We start from the raw sequence: 21,740 nt of genomic DNA, 5'->3' as shown, positions 1-21,740 counted from the left end.
AGTCCTCGTCGGCCGCCGGGTCCCGGCCACTAGAGTGCCCCCCATGAACCAGCAGGTGCCCGGCCCGACCGAGACCCCGCCCCGGATCCTGGTGATCGTGCCCGCCTGGAACGAGCAGGGTGCCGTGGCGAGCACCGTGCGCGAGATCCACGAGCACGTTCCGGGCTCCACCGTCCTGGTCGTCGACGACGGCTCCAGCGACCGGACCGCCGAGCTCGCCGGCGCGGCCGGGGCCCAGGTCTGCCGGCTGCCGTTCAACCTGGGCGTGGGCGGCGCCATGCGGACCGGCTACCGCTACGCGCTGCGCCACGACTTCGACGTCGCGGTGCAGATCGACGCCGACGGGCAGCACGACCCGCGCTACCTGCCCATCCTGCTGGCCCGACTCGACAGCGCCGACGTGGTGATCGGAGCCCGGTTCGCCGGCGAGGGCACGCCGTACCGGGTGTCGCTGCCGCGCAAGCTCGCGATGGTGGTGCTGGCCCGGGTGCTGTCCCGGATGGCCGGCACCCGGCTCACCGACGTCACCAGCGGCTTCCGGGTCGCCAACCGCAAGGCGATCGCCGCCTTCGCCACCCACTACCCGGCCGAGTACCTCGGTGACACCGTCGAGTCGATGGTGATCGCCATCCGGCGCGGCTGCGTGATCCGCCAGGAGCCGGTGGAGATGCGGGTACGTCAGGCCGGCACGGCGAGCCAGACCACGCTGAAGGCGACGCTGTACCTGGCCCGCGCCGTGGTCGCGCTGGTGCTGGCGCTCGTGCGCCGCTGGCCGGAGACGCCGGCGGTCGCGGAGCCGGCCGCGGCGGGAGACCTGCGATGAGCGCCACCATGGTGCTGGGCCTGATCGGCTCGCTGATCATCGTCGCCGTGCTCCTGGAGATGCTGCGCCGGCACTCGCTGCGCGAGAAGTACGCGGTGCTGTGGTTCCTGGTCGCACTGGGCGTCCTCGGCGTCTCCGCCTTCCCGGGGGCGCTGAACTGGGCCGCGGAGGTGGTCGGCGTCGAGGTGCCGGCCAACCTGCTGTTCTTCGCGGCGAGCATGGTGCTGCTGGTGCTGACCCTGCAGCACTCCTACGAGCTCGGCCGGCTCGAGGAGAAGACCCGCACGCTGGCCGAGGAGGTCGCGCTGCTGCGGCTCAGCCTCGAGGAGCAGGGACGGGACCGTCTCGACCAGGATGACTGACCCGGCACCGGGCACCCGCTCCGCGCGGCGCCCCAACGCCACCCTGCGCACCGGCGCCGGCGTGGCGATCCTGGGCATCTCGGCCAGCGTCTTCCTGGTGGTGTCCGCGCGCGGCACCGATCCTGCGGAGTTCTCCAACGTCGCGGTGCTGTGGACCCTCGTCTACACGGTCGGGGTGGGCCTGTTCCTGCCCTTCGAGCAGGAGCTGTCGCACGCGGCGGTGGTCCGGCGCGCCGCCGGCCTCCCGCTGCGTCCGCTGGTGCGCCGCACGGCGCTGACCGCGGCCCTGGTCCTGGTGGCACTGTTGGCCGCGCTGAGCCTGGTCGTGCTGGCCACGCCCGTGGGCGGGCTGCTCTTCGACCGCCCCGGCCCCTTCCTGCTCGCCGCCGCGCTGACCTGCACCGGGTTCGCGGTGCAGTACCTCCAGCGCGGCGTGCTCTCCGCCGGTGAGGACTTCACCGGGTACGGCGTCCAGCTGGCGACCGAGGGCACGATGCGCGCGGTCGCCTGCCTGGCCCTGTTCGCGCTGGGCGTGGACAGCGCCCTCGCCTACGCCCTGGTCCTGGCCCTGGCTCCCCTCCTCTCCGCCCTGGTCGTCGCCCCTCGGGTCAGCCGGCTGGCCCCGGCGTCCCCGGGCCAGGCGGTGGCCGCGTGGGCGGAGGTCGCCGGCGGCATCGGCCTGCTGGTCCTCTCCGCGCTGTGCTCGCAGCTGCTCGCCAACGTCGGGGCGATCGCGGTGCGGCTGCTGGCCGAGCCGGAGCAGTCGGCCGCCGCGGGCATCTTCCTGTCGGGGCTGACCCTGGCCCGGATCCCGATGCTGCTCTTCGCCGCGATCCAGGCGATCCAGGTGCCCCGACTCACCGCGCACCTCACCGTGGGCGACCACAGCGGGATGCGAGCCCAGCTGCGGGCCTTCGTGCTGGTCACCGCCGGCTTGGCGACGGCCGGTGCGCTCGGCGCCTGGGCGCTGGGCCCGTGGGCGATGCACCTGCTGTTCGGCTCGGCCTACGACATGCCGCGCCAGGACCTGGCCCTGCTGGCCGCGTCCAGCGGGCTGCTGATGATGGCGATGACGTTGCAGTCGGCCGCCATCGCCCGGCGCCGGCACCGGCACGTGGTCACCGCCTGGGTGGTGGGGGTGGCCCTCACCGTCCTCGCGCTGGCCCTCCCCCTCGAGCTGTTCCTGCGCGTCGAGGTGGCGATGCTGCTCGGCGCCACCGGCGTGATCGTGCTGCTCGCGCCCGCCTCGTTCGCCCCGGGAGTACGCGAGGTCAGCCGCCGACGGTGACGTCGGCCATCACCAGCGGGTGGTCGCTCAGCGTGCCCTTGGTGGAGCGGTCCACCAGTCCCCCGCCGAAGACCAGGGGGCCAGCTCCGAAGATCCAGTCGACGCCGCCGTGGAAGCCCGGCGGCGTGGAGCACCCGCCGCCGCTCGCCGCGCCGTACGGGGTGGTCATCAGGCCGTCTGAGGTGAAGTCGCAGAACACCGTGGCGCGCTCGTTCATGTCGCCGACCAGGAAGACCGGGTTGCCGGTCTCGGCGACCAGCCGGCTCACCGCCGCCTTCTCGATGGCGCGGGCCCGGTCCCGGGCGCCCTGCTGGTTGCCCTTGCGCTGGGTGCTGGCGGGGTTGTGCACGCCCATCACCACGACCGCGGCGCCGGTCTCGACGTGCACCAGGTGGGCCACCGGCAGGTGCAGGGTGACGTCCCAGGGCACGGTCACCTCCTCGCTGCGCACCAGGCTCCACTCGGCGCTGCGCCAGGCGATGGCGTTGCCGGAGAAGTCGCCGCCGCGCAGCCGCGAGTTGCCGGTGGCGCGCAGCAGCGTCCAGTCGCCGTCGCTCTGCACGACCGCGGCCTGCGGGCCCTCGAACTCGTTGAAGACCGCGATGTCGACGCCGTTGGCCTCCAACCGGGCCAGGGACTGCCGCATCCGCCAGGCACCGTCGGCCATACCGGCGTTCTTGCCCCCCGGGGCACTGTGGTGGGCGCCCAGCACGTTGTAGCTGGCCAGGCGCAGCGTGGTCGGCCGGGCCGGAGCCGCCGTCTCCTGCTCGGGGGCCGCCGGGCGGCGGGAGCGCGGGGTCACGCTGCGCTGCAGCCAGGCGGAGGCGTCGATCGGGGTGAGGTCCTGCCCGGTCCCGCCCAGCACCCGGAAGCCCAGGGAGCAGCCGTCGGTGGCGCCCAGCGAGCCCAGCGAGCCCAGCTGCTGGCCGGCGCCGATGGATTGGCCGTCGGAGACGGTGAGCCCGACGAGGCCCTGGTAGCGGGTGACCACCTCGGCGGCCTCGTTCTCCACCTGGACCTCCCACCCGGTCCGGGTGGGCTTGCCGACCTCCACCGACCCCGAGCTGGCGGCCAGGACGGCGCTGCCGCAGTGGCTGCGCACCTCCAGCGGCGCGGCCGCCCGGCGCGCCGGCGTCACCTTGGCGCGCGAGGTGACCCGGTAGCCGGTGCCCGGCGGGAACGGCGCGGCGACGTCGCTGGTGCCGTCCGGGCGGCACCACTGCGGTGAGCGGGCGCCCGACTGGACCGTGGCCGGGACATCCATCCGGCCGCGGGCCAGCGTGTCGAGGAGGTCGAGGGCACTCGCCCAGAACGGGTCGTAGCGGAACGGGTCGGCGTTGCGGGTCACCCGGTGCACGGCGATCTCGGCAGGCAGCGTGCTCCAGCCCGGTACGGCGAGCAGCCGGTCGTAGAACTCGGCCACGCCGAGGCGCTCGAGGGCCGGGGACGATCCGGAGCCGTGGAAGACGCCGGCGAGGGCGCGCCCACCGCCCCGCTTCAGGCCGGACTCGGCCAGAGCCGCGGTCAGCGCCAGGGCCTGGGCGCGCGCCGGGACCTTCCTGCGCTCCCCCACGGCCAGGATCGTCAGGGCGCGGTCGAGCTGCTCGCGGTCGTAGCCCGCCGCCACCGGCGCCCGCGCCGTGAGCGACATGCTGCCGGCCAGGGCGGGAGCCGCGCACGCCCCCGGCGCCGCGTGCGCCGGCGCACGCGTCGAGACCGTGGGTGCGCTGGCTCCGGCCAGGGCCGGGAGCAGCGCGAGGACCAGGGCGGGCGCCACCAGCAGGGGACGGCGGGAACGACGCTTCACGGCTGACTCGCTCACTCGGAGTAGAGGGACGGCTGGTCGGGGAAGATGATGCGCTCGGCACGCCACGGGCCGGTGCCGCGGACCCGGGCCAGGTCGACCCCGAAGACGCCGGTGGTCGTCTTGAGGCGCACGGTCGTGGTGCCCGGATAGGGCCCCGGGCTCACCTCGCCGCCGGCGGGCAGCTCCAGGTCCGGCACGGCGGCGGGGTCGGTGAACGCGTAGGCCTCGCGGGCACCCGCGCTCAGCAGCGGGCGCAGCGCGGACCACCAGGCGGCGTACCCGACGTCGTTGCGCGACCAGGTGGTGAGCACCCGGCGGGCCACGGCCTGGGGGGCGTCGCTCTGCGCGTCGGCTCCGGGGCCGGACGAGGACGAGGACCCGGTGTCCTTCGGCGAGCCGGCGTCGCCCGCCTCACCCGCGTCGGGCGTCGAGCAGGCGCCCAGCGCCACCACCGTCAGGACGGCGGCAGCCCCGGCGAGGGCCACGCGTGCGTCCACCATCGTGCTCCGTCCCCTGCTGCTCGTCGCCGCCGGCCGCCCGACGCGGATCGGGTCAGTTGCGAGCCCGCAGGAGGTTGATGCTACGTCGGGGGCCCTTGCCGCGCAGTTCCGTCACGGTGCCCCGCAGGTCGACGATCTCCTGGAGCAGGGCGGCGGTGGCGTCGACGGCGACCTCGAGCAGCTCCTCGGTGGTGGTGTCGCTCTGCGCAGCGCCACCGGACAGCCGCGGGGTGAGCTCGGCCAGGTCGCCGACCACGTCGTAGGGCTGCTCGGAGAGAGCCTCCAGGATGCGCGCGGCGCGCTCGTGGACCGCCGGGTGCCACTTCTCGGGCAGCCCGGCGCGCCGGGTGGAGCCGGGGGCCAGGATCCGGCCGGCGTAGAGACGCTTGACGACCTCGCCGTAGACGACCTGGTTGCCGCCGCGGTCGAGGCGCTGGTTGACCCGCCGCAGCACCTCCGTCTGGGCGATCCCCAGCGAGGTGTTGACCTCCCGGTCGGGCATCGTCACCGCCTCCGGGGGGACGTCGATGACCTCGGCGAAGCGCTCCCACAGCAGCGTGGAGGGCGTTCCGGACGGCGGGTTGACGACCAGGTGGACCCGCTCGGGCGGGACCGCGGACCAGCGCTGCAGGATCGCCGCCGGGTCCTGGACGCTCCAGAACCGCTGGTGCAGCCGCGGGTCGGGGCTGGGCTCGTCGAAGACCACCGAGAGGAAGTCGTCGAGGCCCACCCGTCGGCCGTGCTTGACGCCCTCCTGCCACTCCGCGGGCAGCTGACGGCCCAGGTCGCGCACGGTCAGCACCACGTGGACCTCCAGCCCCGCGAGGTCGGCGAGCATCCGCTCGACCTGGTCGGGGGTGGCGAGGCAGAAGAGCTCGTTGCTCACCACGGTGGTGCCGTCGTGGGCCCGGGCGGCCTGGACGATCGTGCGCCAGGTGCCCTCGACGCTCTCCACGGTGCGGCCCCAGTTCGGCGCCCGCTCGGTGACCTCGAGCATCGCGCGGAACATCAGCATCCCCTTCCCGTTCGGGAAGATCACGCCGTGCTCGCGCAGGGGCGCCTCGTTGTGCTGGAGCACCTTCTGCAGGAAGGAGGTGCCTGTCTTCGGCAGGCCGAGGTGGAGAAAGACCTTGCCGGGCATCGAGGTTCTCCCTGTTCTGAGTGAGCCGTGCTTCTTGCGTGTCGCGCCCTTCAGGCTACAGGCGCCGCCGCGCCCGCCCGGGAACGGTCCCGGCCCCTCAGCCGGCCTCTCAACCAGCGCCGGCGGGGGTGCGGCACTCGAGGGTGCCCGCGGTGCGCTCGCCGGTCAGCCCGGCCTGCTCGTAGAGCTCCAGCACCCGCTCGCGGTAGGGGCCCGGGCCGACGCAGGCCAGGCTCAGGTCGAGCAGCCGCACCGCCGCACGGACCTTGCCGGCCGAGGGCAGCGGCGCCTTCTGGCCGGCCAGGTCGTAGAGCAGCATCCGCGCCCGGCGTACCTCGCGGGGCTCCTCCATGTTGCCCACGAACCACTCCCGGGGGACGACCGGGAAGGCGTCGGTGGTGTACATGGTGAGCACCTTCATCCAACGTGGCGGCAGCAGCACCGTCCCCTGGAGTCCCTGCTCGTCGAGAATGCGGACGTCCGCGAGCGCCGGCCGGTCCAGCTTCCACTGCGGGGTCGAGCTGACCGAGACGGGTCCGCCGTGCCCGGTGTAGGCCCAGATCGGCCTGCCTCCGCCGACGAACGCCACCAGCACCACCACGGCGGCGACCCACGGCAGCGCCCGGGCGGCCCCGGCGACCGGGGCCGGCACCCGGCGCGGGTCGGGCACGTCCACCGCGAGCAGCAGCGCCGCCAGCACCGGGATCGGCGCGCAGTAGAGCATCCGCCACAGGACCGGCCCGGAGCCGGTGACGGCGTTGACGAGCTCGAGCACCCCCGGCGCGAAGACCAGGGTGCTGACCAGCGCCGAGGCCCCGGCCAGCGCCGCCGCCACCCCGCGCCGGGCCAGCAGGGTGGCCAGGCCAAGCGCCAAGAAGGACAGCGCGACCATCGGGCCCTGCTCGCCGAGGATCCGTACGAAGGAGTCGAAGGCGGGCAGCGCGACGGGGTCCTTGCCGCCGACGTCGGTGGAGAACGCGATCACCGCCAGCCCGCTGGCGACCGGGCCCACGGACAGCAGCACCGCTCCCACCGCGAGCGCGCGGGACCGCAGCAGCAGCGCCGCCAGCACCGCCGCGCCGCTCATCAGCGGGCCCCACACCACCGCGGTGGGGGTGAGACCGAAGAACGCGACGCCGCCGGCGAGCAGCATCACTCCCGCCCAGCGCCGCTGCGTGCCGGCGCTCTCGTGGATCCGGGTGAGGTAGACCCACAGCAACGGCATCAGCACCGCCACCGCCATCACCTTGCCCTGCCACATCCGGGGCACCCAGAAGTTGCCGAGCATCGAGTCGCCGCTGAGCAGGAGGAAGACCAGTGCGCCGGCGAGCACCAGCGCCCGTCGCCGCGGTGCCCAGGCCCGGACCAGGCGCCACAGCGCCCAGCCCGCCAGGAAGGCCGCCACCGGGCCGGCCACCAGGTAGGTCACCGCGCCGGCGCGCATCCCGCTCATGTGCGCGACCACGCCGATCAGTCCCTCGATCGAGGCGATCGGGATGCCCCCGCCGTACGGCGAGTTGAGGATCTCCGGGGTGAACATGGTGTCGAGCAGCGCGGCGTTGCCCCGCTCGGCCACCCACACCGAGCGGTTGAGGTAGTAGGGGTCGTCGGTGTCGGCCAGGTGCAGGAACGCCGCCAGCGCGCCCAGTCCGAGCGAGGAGACCAGCGCGAAGACGTCGGCGCCCCAGCGGTTGAGCGCACCGGCCTGCGGCGCGGCGCTCGCGCCGTCCTCGTCCGGGACCCCCTCGCCGGGGCTCAGCCACCCCGACCTCCAGGCCCACAGCAGGGCCAGCACGCCGGCCAGGACGGTGGCCACCCAAGCGCCCCAGAAGCTGGTGCGGCTCCAGACCAGGCCGGCCAGGGCCGCCCCCGCGGCCAGGACGAGCACCGCCACCGGCACCCACTGCAGGCTGCGGGGGGCCGGCCGGGCGTGTCGGGCACCGGAGGGGGGTGCGGCCGTCGGGGCGGCGGGCTCGGGCGGCGAGTCGGGACGGGCGCGTAGCTCGGCCCACACCCGCCAGCCGATGATCACCGGCGTCGCGAGGAGCCACAGCCAGCCGCTGGGCCACAGCGACCACTGGGTGGCGAGGCCGAGACAGTAGAGCAGCGTCCACAGCGCGAAGGACAGCACCGCGGCGTCGCTCAGCGCGTCGAGCACGCTGCGCAGCGCCGTGGGCAGCGTCGTGGGCCGCACCGTTCGTTCCTCGAGCGCCACGCTCACTCGCCACTCCCCTCGTCCGCCCCCGCGCACACTCCGGCCCGGTAAGGCGTCAGTAGTATGCCTGCATGCCCAGCCCCGCGACGTCAGCTCGCCCGTGTCCGGGGCCCACGGCGCTCCCCGGCAACCCGGAGTCCCTCGGATGACCCAGGCCCACGCTCCCCGGGTGAGCGCGATCGTGCTGGCCTGGGGTGACGAGCCGCTGCTGACCACCTCGGTGCGTGCCGCGCTCGCCTCCACCGACGTCGACGTCGAGGTGGTGCTGGTCGACAACGGCTGCACCTCCGACGCGGTCGAGCAACTGCGCACCGAGCCCGGCGTCGTCGTCGTCGAGGGCCAGGGCAACGTCGGCTTCGCCGGCGGCTGCAACCTGGGCGCCCAGCGCGCCGGCGGTGACTACCTCGCCTTCGTGAACGGCGACGCCGTGGTCGAGCCCGCCGCGCTGGCCCGGATGGCGGCGGTCGCCGCGGAGCCCGAGGTCGGCCTGGTCACCGGCTCGGTGCGGCTCTACGACGCCCCGCAGACCATCAACTCGGCCGGCAACCCGCTGCACTACTCCGGGCTCAGCTGGGCCGGCGGCCTGGGCGAGCCCGCCACGTCGTACGCCGTGCGACGCGAGGTGACCGTCGCCTCGGGGGCCGCCACCCTGTGCCGCCGCGAGGTCTTCGAGGCGCTCGGTGGCTTCTGCGAGCTGATGTTCGCCTACTGCGAGGACACCGAGCTCAGCCTGCGCGCCTGGCAGCACGGCTGGCGCGTCGTCTACGTCCCCGACGCCGTGGTCCTGCACCGCTACGAGTTCTCCCGCAACGACCTCAAGCTCTACCTGCTCGAGCGCAACCGGCTGCTGATGCTGCTCACCGTGCTGCAGACCCGCACGCTGCTGCTGCTGGCTCCCTCGCTGCTCGCCCTGGAGCTGGCGATGCTGGCGGTGGCCACCAAGCAGGGCTGGGGACCGCGCAAGCGCGCCGGCTGGTGGTGGCTGGTGCGCAACGCCGGCGCGGTACGTCGCCGGCGGCGGCTGGTCCAGGAGTCCAGGCTGCAGCCCGACGCCGCCCTGGTCGACCTGCTCACCGGCGACTTCGCGCCGGGTGTCGAGGGCCTGGCCGCGCCGCCCTGGCTGCGCGCCGGCTCGCGTGCATACTGGGCCCTCATGCGCCCGCTGCTCCGCGCCACGACCCGGTCGCGCCTCGACGACAGGAGTGCTCGTGTCCCGAGCCGATGACGCCCTCGGTGCGGTCCACGTGGACGACACCGGCGTGCGCGTGCGCTCCGCCGAGGAGCAGGTGCTCGACGTGATGTTCGACGGGCGCCGGGTCTGGTCCTTCTGGCTGATCCGCGACGGCCACCCGGTCCCGTCCTCGCCCGACACCCACCACGTGCCCTGGCCCCCCGGCCTGCAGCGCTACCTGGACGGGCGAGCCCGGATCACCGTGCGCGCCCACGGCGCCGAGCAGCCGATGTACGACGAGGAGCTGCAGTTCGGCGCCGGCGAGGGGCGCATCGCGATCGTCAACGCCGAGGGCGACCCGCTGGGCATCGACAAGTCCGGGCGGCTCACGCTCACCTTCGAGACCCGCAGCGCCGCCCACCTCGAGCCCCTCCTGGACGCCATCGAGGAGGTGCTGGGCGCGTTGGCCAGCGCCGGCGTGCGGGCCTTCCCCGGCTACGGAACGCTGCTGGGCGCGGTGCGCGACGGCAAGGTGATCGGCCACGACAACGACGCCGACCTCTGCTACGTCAGCCGCCACACCACCCCCGTCGACGTGATCCGTGAGTCCTTCCAGCTGCAGCGGCGCCTGGCCGAGATGGGCTACGACGTGGTCCGCTACAGCGGCGCCGCGGTCAAGGTCCTGGTCCGCGAGTCCGACGGCCGGGTGCGCGGCCTCGACGTGTTCGGCGGCTTCCTGGGCACCGACGGCTACCTGGTGCTGATGGGCGAGATCCGCGCGCCGTTCCGCGAGGAGTGGCTCTACCCGCTCGGCACCACCGAACTGAACGGGCGCACCCTGCCGGCCCCGGCCGTCCCCGAGCGTCTCCTCGACGTCACCTACGGCACGTCGTGGCGGGTGCCGGACCCGGCCTTCCACTTCGAGACCCCCGAGTCCACCTCGCGCCGCCTCAACGGCTGGTTCCGCGGCACCCGCCCGGGGCGCTCGGACTGGGACCGCCGCTACCTCACCCAGCGCAACGAGCAGCCGCGTCAGCGCCCGGACCCGATCGCGGCCCAGGTGCTGGAGCAGAACCCACCCGGCACCCGGGTCGTCGACCTCGGCTGCGGCCGCGGCCACAACGCCTACTGGCTAGCCGCCCAGGGGGCGCAGGTGCTGGCGCTGGACTACTCCTCGCTGGGCTGGCCGACCCTCGAGGCGCAGGCGCGCGCCGAGGGGCTGCCGGTGCGGTTCGCCGAGATGAACCTGTTCGAGACGCGCCACGTGCTGTCCTACGCCGCGCTGCTGGCGCACCAGCCGGGGCCCACCGCGGTGCTGGCCCGGCACCTGATCGACGCGATGCCCGCGGACGGTCGCCCGAACGTGTGGCGCTTCGCCGAGATCGTCGGGCGCAGCGGCGGGAGGCTGCACCTGCAGTTCCTCCTCGAGACCCACCCCGAGGACCCCTGGCCCGAGTGGCACGGCGTGCGAGCGCTGGACCCCGCGGTGATCCGCGCCGAGCTCGAGGAGCGCGGCGCGCGCATCCTCAGCGAGGAGACGATCGACTCCTCGCAGATGAAGGCCCCCAACCCCGCGGCCATGGCCCAACACCGTCGAGCGTGCCGCATGGTCGTCACGTGGCAGGAGTGAGAACGATGAGCAAACTGGTTGACCGGCTTCGCGGCACGGCCCGGCTCGAGGCCCGCCTCGACGAGCTGGAGGCGGAGGTCCAGGAGTGCCGGAGCCTGCACCTGCGCGTCGCCGAGCTGACCGACATCGTCCAGGAGCTGCTGCTCCCGGTCGCGCGCCGCGACCAGGAGAAGCTGGAGACACTCCTCGAGCGATACTCGAGCCAGCTGGGATGAGCCGCCGCGTCTTCGTCCACATCGGGCTGCCCAAGACCGGGACCAGCTACCTGCAGACGGTGATGTGGGCCCAGCGCGAGGAGCTGCGCGAGGCGGGGATGCTGCTGCCGGGGCGGGAGCGGCGCGATCACCTCTGGGCCTCGCTGGTGGTCCGCGGCGACCCCCATGTGGGCAGGCGCAACCCGCGGGCGCCGTCCTCGTGGGACGTGCTGCGCGACGAGGTCGCCGCGTGGCCGCACGACGCCGTGATCAGCCACGAGTTCTTCTGCTCCGCCACCGCCGAGCAGGCACGGGAGATGGTCGAGGCGCTGGCGCCCGCCGAGGTGCACGTGATCGTCACCGCGCGTGAGCCGCTCAGCCTGTTCACCTCCAGCTGGCAGGAGTCGCTGAAGAACAAGAGCACCACCCGGATCGAGGACTACGCGCGCACGGTCTCCCCCGACCCGCTCACGGTCTGGGACTGGCGCGCGCTCGACCTGCGCCTGGTGCTCGAGCGCTGGGGCGACCTCGTGCCCAGCGAGCGGGTGCACGTGCTGACCACGCCCCCGCCCGGTGCGCCGCGCAGCACGCTGTGGGACCGCTTCGCCGGCGTCCTGGGCCTGGACCCGTCCGGGTTCGAGGTCTCGACCGCCTTCGCCAACAGCTCGATGGGGGTCGTCGAGGCCGAGACCCTGCGCCGGATCAACGAGCACCTCGACGACTTCTCGCGCGCCCACGACCGGGGCGTGTGGATCCGCTCCTTCCTCGCCGACGAGCGGCTGGTGCCGCGCGGCGGCGACCGGTTCTGGCCCGGCCCCGACCAGCAGGAGGAGTGCCGTGAGCGGGCCCGCGCCTCGGTCGAGCTGGTGCGCGCACGTGGCTTCCACGTGGTGGGCGAGCTGGACTCCCTGCTGGTCCCCGACGCCCTGGCGCCACGGCGCCACCCCTCCTCGGTGACCGACGCGGAGGTGGCCCAGGTCGCCGTCGAGCTCTCCGCCCGGCTGCTCGCCGACGTGCGCGAGCGCAGCGGGGCGGCGGGGACGCCCGCCGCGCGCGCGCACGGCGGCTGGCGCGGGCGCGCCGCCTCGGGCGCCCGACGAGTGGGCGGGGCGCTGCGCCGACTGCGGCGCCGCTGAGGCACCGCGCCCGGGACACCCGGTAGCGTGACGCTGGTGAGCACCACCCCTCCCCGCGTCTACGCCGCCCGGCTCGTCGGCCTGCCGATCTTCGACCCCCAGGGCGACCAGGTGGGCAAGGTCCGCGACCTCGTCGTAGCGCTGCGGACCGAGGCCAACCAGCCGCGCGTCCTCGGCCTGGTCGCCGAGGTCTTCGGCCGCCGGCGGATCTTCGTGCCGATGACCCGCGTCACCAACATCGACAGCGGTCAGGTCTACACCACCGGGCTGCTCAACATGCGCCGCTTCGAGCAGCGCCCGACCGAGACCCTGGTGATCGGCCAGATGCTGGACCGCGAGGTGCGGGTCAAGGGCACCGGCACGGTGGGCACCGTCTACGACGTCGCCATGGAGCAGGCCCGCAACCGCGACTGGGTGCTGAGTCGGGTCGCGATCCAGGAGCCCGGCAAGGGGTTCCGCCGCCGGGGTCAGTCGCACGTCGTCGACTGGTGGGAGGTCGAGAACCTCACCCAGCGCGAGGCCTCCCAGGGCGCGACCCACCTGATCGCGGCGCTCAACGAGATGCGCCCGGCCGACGCCGCCAACATGATCCACGACCTGCCCCCCGAACGGCGTACCGCGGTGGTGGCCGCGCTGGACGACGAGCGCCTCGCCGACGTCCTCGAGGAGCTGCCCGACGAGGACCAGGTCGAGATCCTCGAGCACCTCGACTCCCAGCGCGCGGCCGACGTCCTCGAGGAGATGTCGGCCGACGACGCGGCGGACCTGATCGCCGATCTCCCGCCCGAGACCGCCGCGCAGCTGCTCGAGCTGATGCAGCCCTCGGAGGCCGAGGACGTGCGGCGGCTGATGTCGTACGCCGAGCACACCGCCGGCGCGATGATGACGCCCGAGCCGGTGATCCTCGGCCCCGACGCCACCGTCGCCGACGCCCTGGCCCACGTGCGCAACCCCGAGCTCTCCCCCGCCCTGGCCGCCCTGGTCTACGTCTGTCGTCAGCCGCTGGAGCCGCCCACCGGCAAGCTGCTCGGCGTCGCCCATATCCAGCGGCTGCTGCGCGAGCCGCCCTCCACGCTGGTGGCCGCGGCGCTGGACTCCTCGATGGACCCGCTGCGCCCGGAGGCGGGCATCGACGAGGTGGCCGCGCACCTCGCCACCTACAACCTCGTCGCCGCGCCGGTCGTGGACGAGGAGGGCCGGCTGCTGGGCGCGGTCACCGTGGACGACCTGCTCGACCACATGCTGCCCGACGGCTGGCGCGACCGGGTGGCCAGACGGGGGCGCCCCGCCGCCCACCGCAAGGCCCCGGGGTCGGTGATCTGAGCGATGGCAGAGAGCCGTACCTCCCGCACGCCGCGCCTGGACACCCCCCGCGACACCCGTCGCCACCTCGTCCGGCGCCCTTCCTACGACTCGGACACGTTCGGCGTCTTCGCCGAGCAGTTCGCCCGGTTCATGGGCACCGCGCGCTTCCTGATCTACATGACGCTGTTCGTGCTGGTCTGGGTGGGCTGGAACTGGGCCGCCCCCGGCGACATGGACTTCGACGCCTACCCGTTCATCTTCCTGACGCTGATGCTCAGCCTGCAGGCGTCGTACGCCGCGCCGCTGATCCTGCTCGCGCAGAACCGCCAGGAGATGCGCGACAAGGTGATCGCCGAGCAGGACCGGCAGGCCAACGCACGCGCCCACGCCGACATGGAGTTCCTGGCCCGCGAGGTGGCGTCGCTGCGGATGGCGCTGGGCGAGGTGGCGACCCGCGACTACCTGCGCTCGGAGCTGCGCACCCTGCTGCACGAGCTCGACGAGCGTGCCCGGTCCGGCTCCGCCGAGGAGGGTGAGAGCGTCGCCGGCGCGACGGAGGGCCCTCCGAGGCGGGAGCGCTGAGGCGCAAGGTCTACGCTTGCGCATCATGAGCACCCCCACCGTCGAGCAGGTCACCGCTGCGCTGGCGACCGTGAACGACCCCGAGATCAAGCGCCCCATCACCGAGCTCGGGATGGTCGAGGCCGTCGAGGTCCGCGACGACGGCACCGTCGCGCTGACCGTCCTTCTCACCGTCGCCGGCTGTCCGATGAAGGACACCATCAACCGCGACGTCGAGGCGGCGCTGCGCCGGGTGCCGGGGGTGACCGGGGTGGACCTCCACCTGGGGGTGATGACCGGCGAGCAGCGCCAGGGCCTGCAGGAGGTGCTGCGCGGCGGCCAGGCGCAGCGTGAGATCCCGTTCGCCCAGCCGGGCTCGCTGACCAAGGTGTTCGCGATCGCCAGCGGCAAGGGCGGCGTCGGCAAGTCCTCGGTGACGGTCAACCTCGCCCTGGTGATGGCCCAGCTGGGCCTGAAGGTCGGCGTCGTCGACGCCGACATCTACGGCCACTCGGTGCCGGCCATGCTCGGGGTCGCCGACGCCCGCCCGACCCAGGTCGAGGACCTGATCATGCCGGTCCCCACCGCGTCCGGCGTCTCCGTGATCTCCATCGGGATGCTGAAGCCCCGCCGCGACCAGGTCGTCGCCTGGCGTGGCCCGATGCTGGACCGGGCGCTGGTCCAGATGCTCTCCGACGTCTACTGGGGCGATCTCGACGTGCTCCTGCTCGACCTGCCCCCGGGCACCGGCGACGTCGCGATCTCCCTGGGCCAGCACCTGCCCAACGCGGAGGTCGTGGTCGTCACCACGCCGCAGGAGGCGGCCGCCGAGGTCGCGGAGCGAGCCGGCACGATGGCCTCGATGATGCACCAGCGCGTCGTCGGAGTGGTCGAGAACATGAGCTTCCTGCCCTGCCCGCACTGCGGGCCCGAGCACCGCCTGGAGGTCTTCGGATCCGGCGGTGGCGCCCGGGTCGCCAAGACGCTCTCCGAGCGGTTCGGCTACGACGTGCGCGTGCTCGGGGAGATCCCGCTGGACATCTCCCTGCGCGAGGGAGGCGACGCCGGCAAGCCGATCGTCGAGGCCGATCCCGCCGCCCCCGCCGCCCAGGTGCTGCGTCAGGTCGCCGAGGGACTGGCGGGCCGCGGCCGCGGCCTGGCCGGCATGCAGCTGGGGCTCACGCCCACCAGTAAGTTCTGACCTGTGTGGGGTGTCGGGCTGACCGAGCTGGCGGTGATCGCCTTCGTCGCCGTGCTCGTCTTCGGCCCCGATCGGCTGCCCGAGGTGGCCAAGCAGCTGGGCCAGTTCGTCCGCAAGGCGCGTGACTTCGCCAACGCCACCCGCGACGAGCTGCGCACCGAGCTGGGCCCGGAGTTCTCCGATCTCGAGCTCACCGACCTCGACCCCCGCAACGTGGTCCGCAAGCACATCATGGAGGCGCTGGAGGACGACGACGCCGCCGCCGCGGCACCCGCTCGCAAGGGCCTGCGCCCCCTCGCCGAGGGCGAGCTCCCGCCCTACGACGTAGACGCCACCTGAGCGCCGCGTCGGCGCTCAGTCACGGCTCTGCACGGCCGCCAGCCCGGCGTAGGCCACCAGGACGGAGCGCGCCGAGCGTCCCTCGCCGCTGAGCACCTCCACGAAGTCGTGGCCGACCCGGGACAACGTGACGTCGTGCCGGGCGCCGTCGACGAGGTGGACCACGCACCGCTCCCCGGCGTCGGCGATCCGGCGCAGCGCCGAGGACAGCCCCAGCCGGTGGATCGGTGACCAGGCCTCCCGCGGCACCGACCGTGGCGAGGCTCCCCGTAGCGTGAGCACGGCGGCGCTCGCGACGATCCAGTCCTGGCCCGGACCCTGCAGCAGGAACCAGCCCGGGCCCACGCGCTGCAGCACGCCACCGACCTGCCCCACGCCGCGCAGGGACACGGTGAGCTCGCGCTCCAGCGAGGCCATCAACCGGCTGTCCAGGTCGACGTGCTGGTACTCCGCGCGGATCCGGTCGGCCAGCTCCAGCTCCCGCTCGGCCTGGAAGAGCGTGTCCGCCTGGGACTCCAGGTCGTCGAAGAGCGCGAACAGCTGTTCCTCCCAGGACATGTGCCGACCTTGCCACGCTGGCCTTCCCGAATCCACTGTGGACAAACGGTTGACCAACGCCGTGAACGGACTTTGAATGAGGTAAACGCACGCAAACGAAGGGATCAGGCCGTGGCCGGACCTGTCGAACGCGCACCACTCGGGCGCTGCCTCGCGGTCTGGCTGGCCGTGACCGGACTGGTCGCCCTGCTCGCGGCGGCGACCGCGGGTGAGCTGCGCTCCGCGCACCACGCCTGGGCGCACGCCACGCTGGCCGCCCAGCCCTTCGACGTCCTGCTGGTCTGGCTGGCCGCGCTCCTCGCCCTGGGCGCTGCCCTGTGGCTGTGGCTGATCACCACCGCGGTGGCCGCCGAGGCCGCGCGCGGGCGGGCCACGACGCGCACCGTCGGCTGCCCCAGGGCGCTGCGCCGGCTCCTGCTCACCGCGTGCGGGGTCGCCCTGGTGGGCGGCCTCGCCGCGCCCGCGCACGCCGTACCCACCCACGTGCACGGCGACGAGGGCGGCAGCTCGGCCCTCGAGGGGCTGCCCCTCCCGGAGCGGCCCTCGAGCCCCCGCGACACGCCGAGGCCCCTGTCGCCCTCCCCGCAGCGCCCGGAGCCCACCGCCCCCGACAGCGCCCCCGGGACGGAGCAGCCCGCGGCCCGCGGCGGCCACGTCGTGGTCGTCCGGCCCGGCGACAACCTGTGGGACATCGCGGCCGCGGCGCTGCCCGACGACGCCTCGCCCGCCGTCGTCGACGCGCACTGGCGCGCGATCTACGCCGCCAACGGCGAGCGCATCGGCCCCGATCCCGACCTCATCCTGCCCACCACCACCCTGCGGCTCCCCAGGAGGATCCGATGACGCCCTTCCACGACAAGGTCACGCCGCTGCGCGGGCAGGTGCCTCTCGCGAGCGTGCAGGGCACCCTGGCCCTCGATCTCCAGCCACGGCTCGACCCGCCGGAGGCGGGCGGACACCCGCGCGGCGCCGGCGCCGACGTCATCTCCATCGACGTCCGCGTGCGCGACGACCTCGAGAGGTGGGCCCGGCGCTACACCCAGGCCGCCGTCGAGATCGTGTACGGCGACCGCCCGGTGTCCCAGCTCGTGCGCTGGACCGCGCCGCGCGTCCACGACGACCTCTCCCGGCGGGCGGTGCTGGTGGCGCAGGCGGGCCTGCACCGCGCCGGGCACGGGCGCGAGCGCCGCCCCGAGCTGCGCCCCCACGTCGAGACGATCCACGCCAGCTTCGTCTCCCGCGACGTCGCCGAGGTCAGCGCCCGGGTCAGGTACGGCGCGCGCTCGCGTGCCCTCGCGGCCCGTTTCGAGATCCTGGCCGGGCGCTGGCAGTGCACCGCCCTGGAGTTCGCCTGAGCCCGGCTCAGCCGTTGACGCGCGTGGTGAGACCCGTCGGCCCGCCCGGTGCGCCGTGGCACTTCTTGAACTTCTTGCCCGAGCCGCAGGGGCAGTCCGCGTTGCGCCCGGTCCCGGCGTAGGGGTCGTCGGCCTCCTCGGTGACGACCTCGACGTCGCCGTCCTCGGTGGGCGCCGAGTAGGTGAGCTGCTGCGGGACAGCCGGCTTGCTGAGCCCCTTGGCCCGGATCACCGGCGCCTCGCGCTTCTTGTCCAGCTCCACCGCGGGCGCGCCGAGACCGCTCTGGCCCGGCTCCTGGTCCGCCTCGGCCGGGTCCTCCTCGTCGACCTCGTCGACCTGGACCTCGAGGTTGAACAGGAAGCCGACGGCCTCCTCCTTGATGGCGTCCATCATCACCGAGAACATGTCGAAGCCCTCGCGCTGGTACTCCACCAGCGGGTCGCGCTGCGAGTACGCCCGCAGGTAGATGCCCTCGCGCAGGTAGTCCATCTCGTAGAGGTGCTCGCGCCACTTGCGGTCGATCACCGAGAGCAGCACCCGACGCTCGAGCTCGCGCATCACCTCGGCGCCGACCTCGGCCTCCCGCTTGGCGTAGGCGTCCAAAGCGTCCGCGCGCAGGTCCTCGACCAGGCGCTCGCGGCTCAGGTTGGCGCGGCCACCGGCCTCCTTCTCGAGCTGCTCGAGATCGAGCGAGACGGGGTAGAGCTGACCCAGCGCGGTCCACAGGCCCTCGAGGTCCCAGTCCTCGGGGTAGTCCTGGGTGGACCCGTTGACGTAGCCGGTCATCACGTCCTCGATGAAGGTCCGCACCTGCTCGGCGAGGTCCTTGCCCTCGAGCACCTCGCGGCGCTCGCGGTAGATCACCTCGCGCTGGCGGCTCATCACGTCGTCGTACTTGAGGACGTTCTTGCGCGACTCGAAGTTCTGCGACTCCACCTGGCCCTGGGCACTGGCGATCGCGCCGGTGACGCGCTTGTTCTCGATCGGCACGTCGTCGGGGACCTTGAGCACGGTGAGCACCCGGTCGACCCAGTCGGACTTGAACAGCCGCATCAGCTCGTCCTGCAGCGACAGGTAGAAGCGGGACTCGCCCGGGTCGCCCTGGCGGCCCGAGCGTCCACGCAGCTGGTTGTCGATGCGGCGCGACTCGTGCCGCTCGGTGCCGACGACGTAGAGCCCGCCGAGCTCGGTGACGGCCTCGTGCTCGGAGGCGACCTGCTCCTTGATCCGCTCGAGCACCTCGGGCCAGGCCGCGTCGTACTCCGCGGCGGTGTCCCCGACCGGCTCCAGGCCCTTCTTGCGCAGCTCCTGGTCGGCCAGGAACTCCACGGACCCACCGAGCATGATGTCGGTGCCTCGACCGGCCATGTTGGTCGCGACCGTGATCGCGCCGCGGTGACCCGCCATCGCCACGATGGCCGCCTCGTCGGCGTGCACCTTGGCGTTGAGCACCGTGTGCGGGATGCCCTTCTTCTTCATCAGCGCCGAGAGGTGCTCGGACTTCTCCACCGAGACCGTGCCGACCAGCACCGGCTGGCCCTTCTTGTGGCGCTCGGCGATGTCCTCGACGACGGCGAGGTACTTCGCCTCCTCGGTGCGGTAGACCAGGTCCGGCTGGTCGATGCGCAGCATCGGCTTGTTGGTCGGGATCTGCACCACGCCGAGCTTGTAGATCTTGTCGAACTCGGCCGCCTCGGTCATCGCGGTTCCGGTCATGCCGGAGAGCTTCTCGTAGAGGCGGAAGTAGTTCTGCAGGGTGACCGTGGCGAGCGTCTGGTACTCCTCGCGGACCTCGACGCCCTCCTTGGCCTCGATCGCCTGGTGCAGGCCGTCGTTGTAGCGCCGGCCGGCGAGCATCCGGCCGGTGTGCTCGTCGACGATGAGCACCTCGCCGTTCATGACGACGTACTCCTTGTCGTTGCGGAACAGCTCCTTGGCCTTGATGGAGTTGTTCATGAAGGAGATCAGCGGCGTGTTGACCGAGTCGTAGAGGTTGTCGATGCCGAGGTGGTCCTCGACCTTGGTGATGCCGGGCTCGAGCACCGAGATCGTGCGCTTCTTCTCGTCGACCTCGTAGTCGACGTCCTTGGTGAGCTTGCGCGCGATCTTGGCGAACTCGCCGTACCAGCGGACCTCGTCCTGGGTGGGGCCGCTGATGATCAGCGGGGTCCGCGCCTCGTCGATCAGGATCGAGTCGACCTCGTCGACGATCGCGTAGTGGTGGGCGCGCTGGACGCACTCCTCGATGGAGCTGGCCATGTTGTCGCGCAGGTAGTCGAAGCCGAGCTCGTTGTTGGTGCCGTAGGTGATGTCGCAGTTGTACGCCGCGCGCCGCTCGTCGGGGCGCATGCTCGGCAGGATGACGCCGACGCTGAGACCCAGGAAGTGGAAGACGCGGCCCATCATCTCGGACTGGTACTTCGCCAGGTAGTCGTTGACCGTGACGATGTGCACGCCCTTGCCCGGCAGCGCGTTCAGGTACGCCGGCATGGTCGCGACCAGGGTCTTGCCCTCACCGGTCTTCATCTCGGCGATGTTGCCCAGGTGCAGCGCCGCACCGCCCATCACCTGCACGTCGTAGTGACGCTGGCCGATGACCCGCTTGGCGGCCTCGCGGACCGTGGCGAACGCCTCCGGCATCAGGTCGTCGACGCTCTCGCCCTGCTCGAGGCGCTCGCGGAACTCCGCGGTCATGCCCCGCAGCTCCTCGTCGCTCATCTTGACGAAGTCGTCCTCGATCGCGTTGACGGCCTTGGCGACGGCCTCGAGCTGTCGGAGGATCTTGCCCTCGCCGATGCGGAGGATTCTGTCGAGGATGGCCACGGGCTGAACTCCTGGATGGTGGACTGGGCGCAGCTGCTGCCGCACGGTGCAGGCACCGCGACACGGCGCCCCAGCGGTCATGCTACCCAGCACCGCCCACGGAACCCGACTACGGCGCGTCTGGGCAGGTCAGCGCGCTGGCCAGGGCAGGCGCGAGGTCTCCACGGGGCTCCACCACCACCTCGCCCACCCCGAGCCAGCCGGCCAGCTGGACCAGCTCGGCGGCCAGCTCGGCGGCCGTCTCCTCGGGGGCGTGCTCCTCGGCGTACGCGCCGCGCACCAGCAGTCGCCCCGTCGCCCGGTCGGCCTTGAGGTCGACCCGGGCCACGATCCGCTCGCCGAGCAGGAACGGCAGCACGTAGTAGCCGTGCACACGTCGCTCGGCGGGAACGTAGATCTCGATGCGGTAGCGGAAGCCGAACAGCGACTCGGTGCGGCTGCGCTCCCAGCACAGCGGGTCGAAGGGGCTCAGCAGCGCCCGGGCGCGCACCTTGCGCGGCAGCCGGGCGTCGCGGTGCAGGTACGCCGGGCGGCCCCAGCCCTGCACGGAGACCGGGAGCAGCTCGCCGGCCCCGACGAGCTCGGCGATCGCCGGCTCCACCGCCCCCGCCGGCAGCCGGTAGTAGTCGCGCAGGCACGGGGCGGAGGCGATCCCGTGCGAGCGGGCGGCCCGGCGCACCAGCTCGCGGTGGGCCTCCGCCTCGCCGGGCACGGGCAGCTCCAGCACGCTGCGCGGCAGCACCCGCTCCGGCAGGTCGTAGACCACCTCGAACTGCCGGTTGCGGCCCGCGATGGCGACGTCCCCGACCAGGAACAGGTAGTCGAGGACCTTGCGCGCCTCCGACCAGTTCCAGCCCCAGTGCTCGCGAGCGCGGGGCCGCCCGTCGTCGAGGTCGCGAGCCGTCACCGGCCCACGCACCCGCACCTGCTCCAGGACCGACGCCATCAGCTCGGGGCGAGCCGCCATCCCCGACCACTTGCCCCGCGCGGCGCGGTAGTGCTCGCGGCGGTGGTGCATCACCGGCCACAGCTCGACCGGCATCAGTGCCTGGGCGTGCGCCCAGTACTCCACCATCCGCCGGGGACGGCGCTCGCTGGCGCGGTGCAGCAGGTCGGTGTCGTAGGGCCCCATCCGGGAGTACAGCGGCATGTAGTGCGCGCGGGTCAGCACGTTGACCGAGTCCACCTGAAGCACGCCGGTACGGGTCAGGGTGCGGTCCAGGGTGCGCATCGTCGGCGGTGTGTGGCGCCGGTCCAGGAAGCCCTGGGCCCCCAGCACCACCCGTCGGGCCTGGGCCAGGGAGAGGCTCGTCCCGCTCATCTCGGCTCG

The 21,740-nt window shown here is 73.3% G+C and carries 20 protein-coding genes; 13 read left to right on the top strand and 7 right to left on the bottom strand.

Annotated features, from left to right (window positions below):
* Positions 1–43 precede the first annotated feature (43 nt).
* Genes AC6EI4_RS08625 through AC6EI4_RS08615 form a run of 3 tightly spaced genes read left to right on the top strand, consistent with a single transcriptional unit; the run spans position 44 to position 2,473 of the window.
* Positions 44–823, top strand: a complete 780-nt coding sequence (locus AC6EI4_RS08625) for a glycosyltransferase family 2 protein (RefSeq protein ID WP_498423277.1) — start codon at positions 44–46, stop codon at positions 821–823.
* Positions 820–1,185, top strand: coding sequence for a DUF2304 domain-containing protein (locus AC6EI4_RS08620; RefSeq protein WP_498423279.1), 366 nt, complete (start codon positions 820–822; stop codon positions 1,183–1,185). Before AC6EI4_RS08625 ends, AC6EI4_RS08620 begins: the two co-directional genes overlap by 4 nt.
* The gene (locus AC6EI4_RS08615; protein WP_498451207.1) at positions 1,178–2,473 is read left to right on the top strand and encodes a lipopolysaccharide biosynthesis protein; all 1,296 of its coding nucleotides are present in this window, start codon (positions 1,178–1,180) and stop codon (positions 2,471–2,473) included. The genes AC6EI4_RS08620 and AC6EI4_RS08615 overlap by 8 nt, the downstream gene beginning before the upstream one ends.
* Here AC6EI4_RS08615 and AC6EI4_RS08610 read toward each other — a convergent pair.
* From AC6EI4_RS08610 to AC6EI4_RS08595, 4 genes are all read right to left on the bottom strand, one after another.
* Positions 2,457–4,280 carry a peptidoglycan DD-metalloendopeptidase family protein gene (locus AC6EI4_RS08610; RefSeq protein WP_498451206.1) on the bottom strand — a complete coding sequence of 608 codons (1,824 nt, stop codon included), beginning with the start codon at positions 4,278–4,280 and terminating at the stop codon, positions 2,457–2,459. The genes AC6EI4_RS08615 and AC6EI4_RS08610 overlap by 17 nt on opposite strands.
* 11 nt (positions 4,281–4,291) lie before the next feature.
* Positions 4,292–4,780, bottom strand: coding sequence for a hypothetical protein (locus AC6EI4_RS08605; RefSeq protein ID WP_498451205.1), 489 nt, complete (start codon positions 4,778–4,780; stop codon positions 4,292–4,294).
* 52 nt (positions 4,781–4,832) lie between these two features.
* On the bottom strand, positions 4,833–5,921 hold the full coding sequence (locus AC6EI4_RS08600) for a hypothetical protein (protein WP_498423285.1): 1,089 nt from the start codon (positions 5,919–5,921) through the stop codon (positions 4,833–4,835).
* Between the two features lie 109 nt (positions 5,922–6,030).
* The gene (locus tag AC6EI4_RS08595; protein WP_498451204.1) at positions 6,031–8,142 is read right to left on the bottom strand and encodes a DUF6077 domain-containing protein; all 2,112 of its coding nucleotides are present in this window, start codon (positions 8,140–8,142) and stop codon (positions 6,031–6,033) included.
* 139 nt (positions 8,143–8,281) lie between these two features.
* Here AC6EI4_RS08595 and AC6EI4_RS08590 point away from each other — a divergent pair, with 139 nt between their 5' ends.
* Genes AC6EI4_RS08590 through AC6EI4_RS08555 form a run of 8 tightly spaced genes read left to right on the top strand, consistent with a single transcriptional unit; the run spans position 8,282 to position 15,673 of the window.
* Positions 8,282–9,361 carry a glycosyltransferase family 2 protein gene (locus AC6EI4_RS08590; protein WP_498451203.1) on the top strand — a complete coding sequence of 360 codons (1,080 nt, stop codon included), beginning with the start codon at positions 8,282–8,284 and terminating at the stop codon, positions 9,359–9,361.
* Positions 9,345–10,937 (top strand): LicD family protein, encoded by a 1,593-nt coding sequence (locus AC6EI4_RS08585; protein WP_498451202.1) that lies wholly within the window; start codon positions 9,345–9,347, stop codon positions 10,935–10,937. The genes AC6EI4_RS08590 and AC6EI4_RS08585 overlap by 17 nt, the downstream gene beginning before the upstream one ends.
* Positions 10,938–10,942: 5 nt before the next feature.
* A complete protein-coding gene (locus AC6EI4_RS08580) occupies positions 10,943–11,152 on the top strand; it encodes a DUF6752 domain-containing protein (protein ID WP_498423291.1) in 210 nt (69 codons plus the stop codon).
* A complete protein-coding gene (locus AC6EI4_RS08575; RefSeq protein WP_498451201.1) occupies positions 11,149–12,267 on the top strand; it encodes a hypothetical protein in 1,119 nt (372 codons plus the stop codon). Before AC6EI4_RS08580 ends, AC6EI4_RS08575 begins: the two co-directional genes overlap by 4 nt.
* A gap of 36 nt (positions 12,268–12,303) precedes the next feature.
* The gene (locus tag AC6EI4_RS08570) at positions 12,304–13,590 is read left to right on the top strand and encodes a magnesium transporter MgtE N-terminal domain-containing protein (protein WP_498423294.1); all 1,287 of its coding nucleotides are present in this window, start codon (positions 12,304–12,306) and stop codon (positions 13,588–13,590) included.
* 3 nt (positions 13,591–13,593) lie between these two features.
* Positions 13,594–14,154 (top strand): DUF1003 domain-containing protein, encoded by a 561-nt coding sequence (locus tag AC6EI4_RS08565; protein WP_498423296.1) that lies wholly within the window; start codon positions 13,594–13,596, stop codon positions 14,152–14,154.
* 25 nt (positions 14,155–14,179) lie between these two features.
* The gene (locus AC6EI4_RS08560; protein ID WP_498423297.1) at positions 14,180–15,334 is read left to right on the top strand and encodes an Mrp/NBP35 family ATP-binding protein; all 1,155 of its coding nucleotides are present in this window, start codon (positions 14,180–14,182) and stop codon (positions 15,332–15,334) included.
* Between the two features lie 3 nt (positions 15,335–15,337).
* Complete coding sequence (locus AC6EI4_RS08555) at positions 15,338–15,673, top strand: sec-independent translocase (RefSeq protein ID WP_498423299.1); 336 nt, start codon at positions 15,338–15,340, stop codon at positions 15,671–15,673.
* A gap of 15 nt (positions 15,674–15,688) precedes the next feature.
* Here AC6EI4_RS08555 and AC6EI4_RS08550 read toward each other — a convergent pair whose 3' ends face one another.
* Positions 15,689–16,231, bottom strand: a complete 543-nt coding sequence (locus tag AC6EI4_RS08550; protein ID WP_498423301.1) for a hypothetical protein — start codon at positions 16,229–16,231, stop codon at positions 15,689–15,691.
* 111 nt (positions 16,232–16,342) lie between these two features.
* Between AC6EI4_RS08550 and AC6EI4_RS08545 the strand changes: the two genes are divergently transcribed.
* Both AC6EI4_RS08545 and AC6EI4_RS08540 read left to right on the top strand, forming a co-directional pair.
* On the top strand, positions 16,343–17,074 hold the full coding sequence (locus AC6EI4_RS08545; RefSeq protein ID WP_498451200.1) for a LysM peptidoglycan-binding domain-containing protein: 732 nt from the start codon (positions 16,343–16,345) through the stop codon (positions 17,072–17,074).
* On the top strand, positions 17,071–17,586 hold the full coding sequence (locus tag AC6EI4_RS08540) for an Rv3235 family protein (protein ID WP_498451199.1): 516 nt from the start codon (positions 17,071–17,073) through the stop codon (positions 17,584–17,586). Before AC6EI4_RS08545 ends, AC6EI4_RS08540 begins: the two co-directional genes overlap by 4 nt.
* A gap of 7 nt (positions 17,587–17,593) precedes the next feature.
* Here AC6EI4_RS08540 and secA read toward each other — a convergent pair whose 3' ends face one another.
* Together secA and AC6EI4_RS08530 are read right to left on the bottom strand one after the other, a co-directional pair.
* On the bottom strand, positions 17,594–20,410 hold the full coding sequence (gene secA / locus AC6EI4_RS08535) for a preprotein translocase subunit SecA (protein ID WP_498451198.1): 2,817 nt from the start codon (positions 20,408–20,410) through the stop codon (positions 17,594–17,596).
* 109 nt (positions 20,411–20,519) lie between these two features.
* Complete coding sequence (locus tag AC6EI4_RS08530; RefSeq protein WP_498451197.1) at positions 20,520–21,731, bottom strand: winged helix-turn-helix domain-containing protein; 1,212 nt, start codon at positions 21,729–21,731, stop codon at positions 20,520–20,522.
* Positions 21,732–21,740 lie beyond the last annotated feature (9 nt).

The organism is Nocardioides sp. Z43_10 (genome assembly GCF_059766615.1).
The sequence above is the reverse complement of the archived record's forward strand: the minus strand, read 5'-3'. Positions and strand labels throughout refer to the sequence as shown.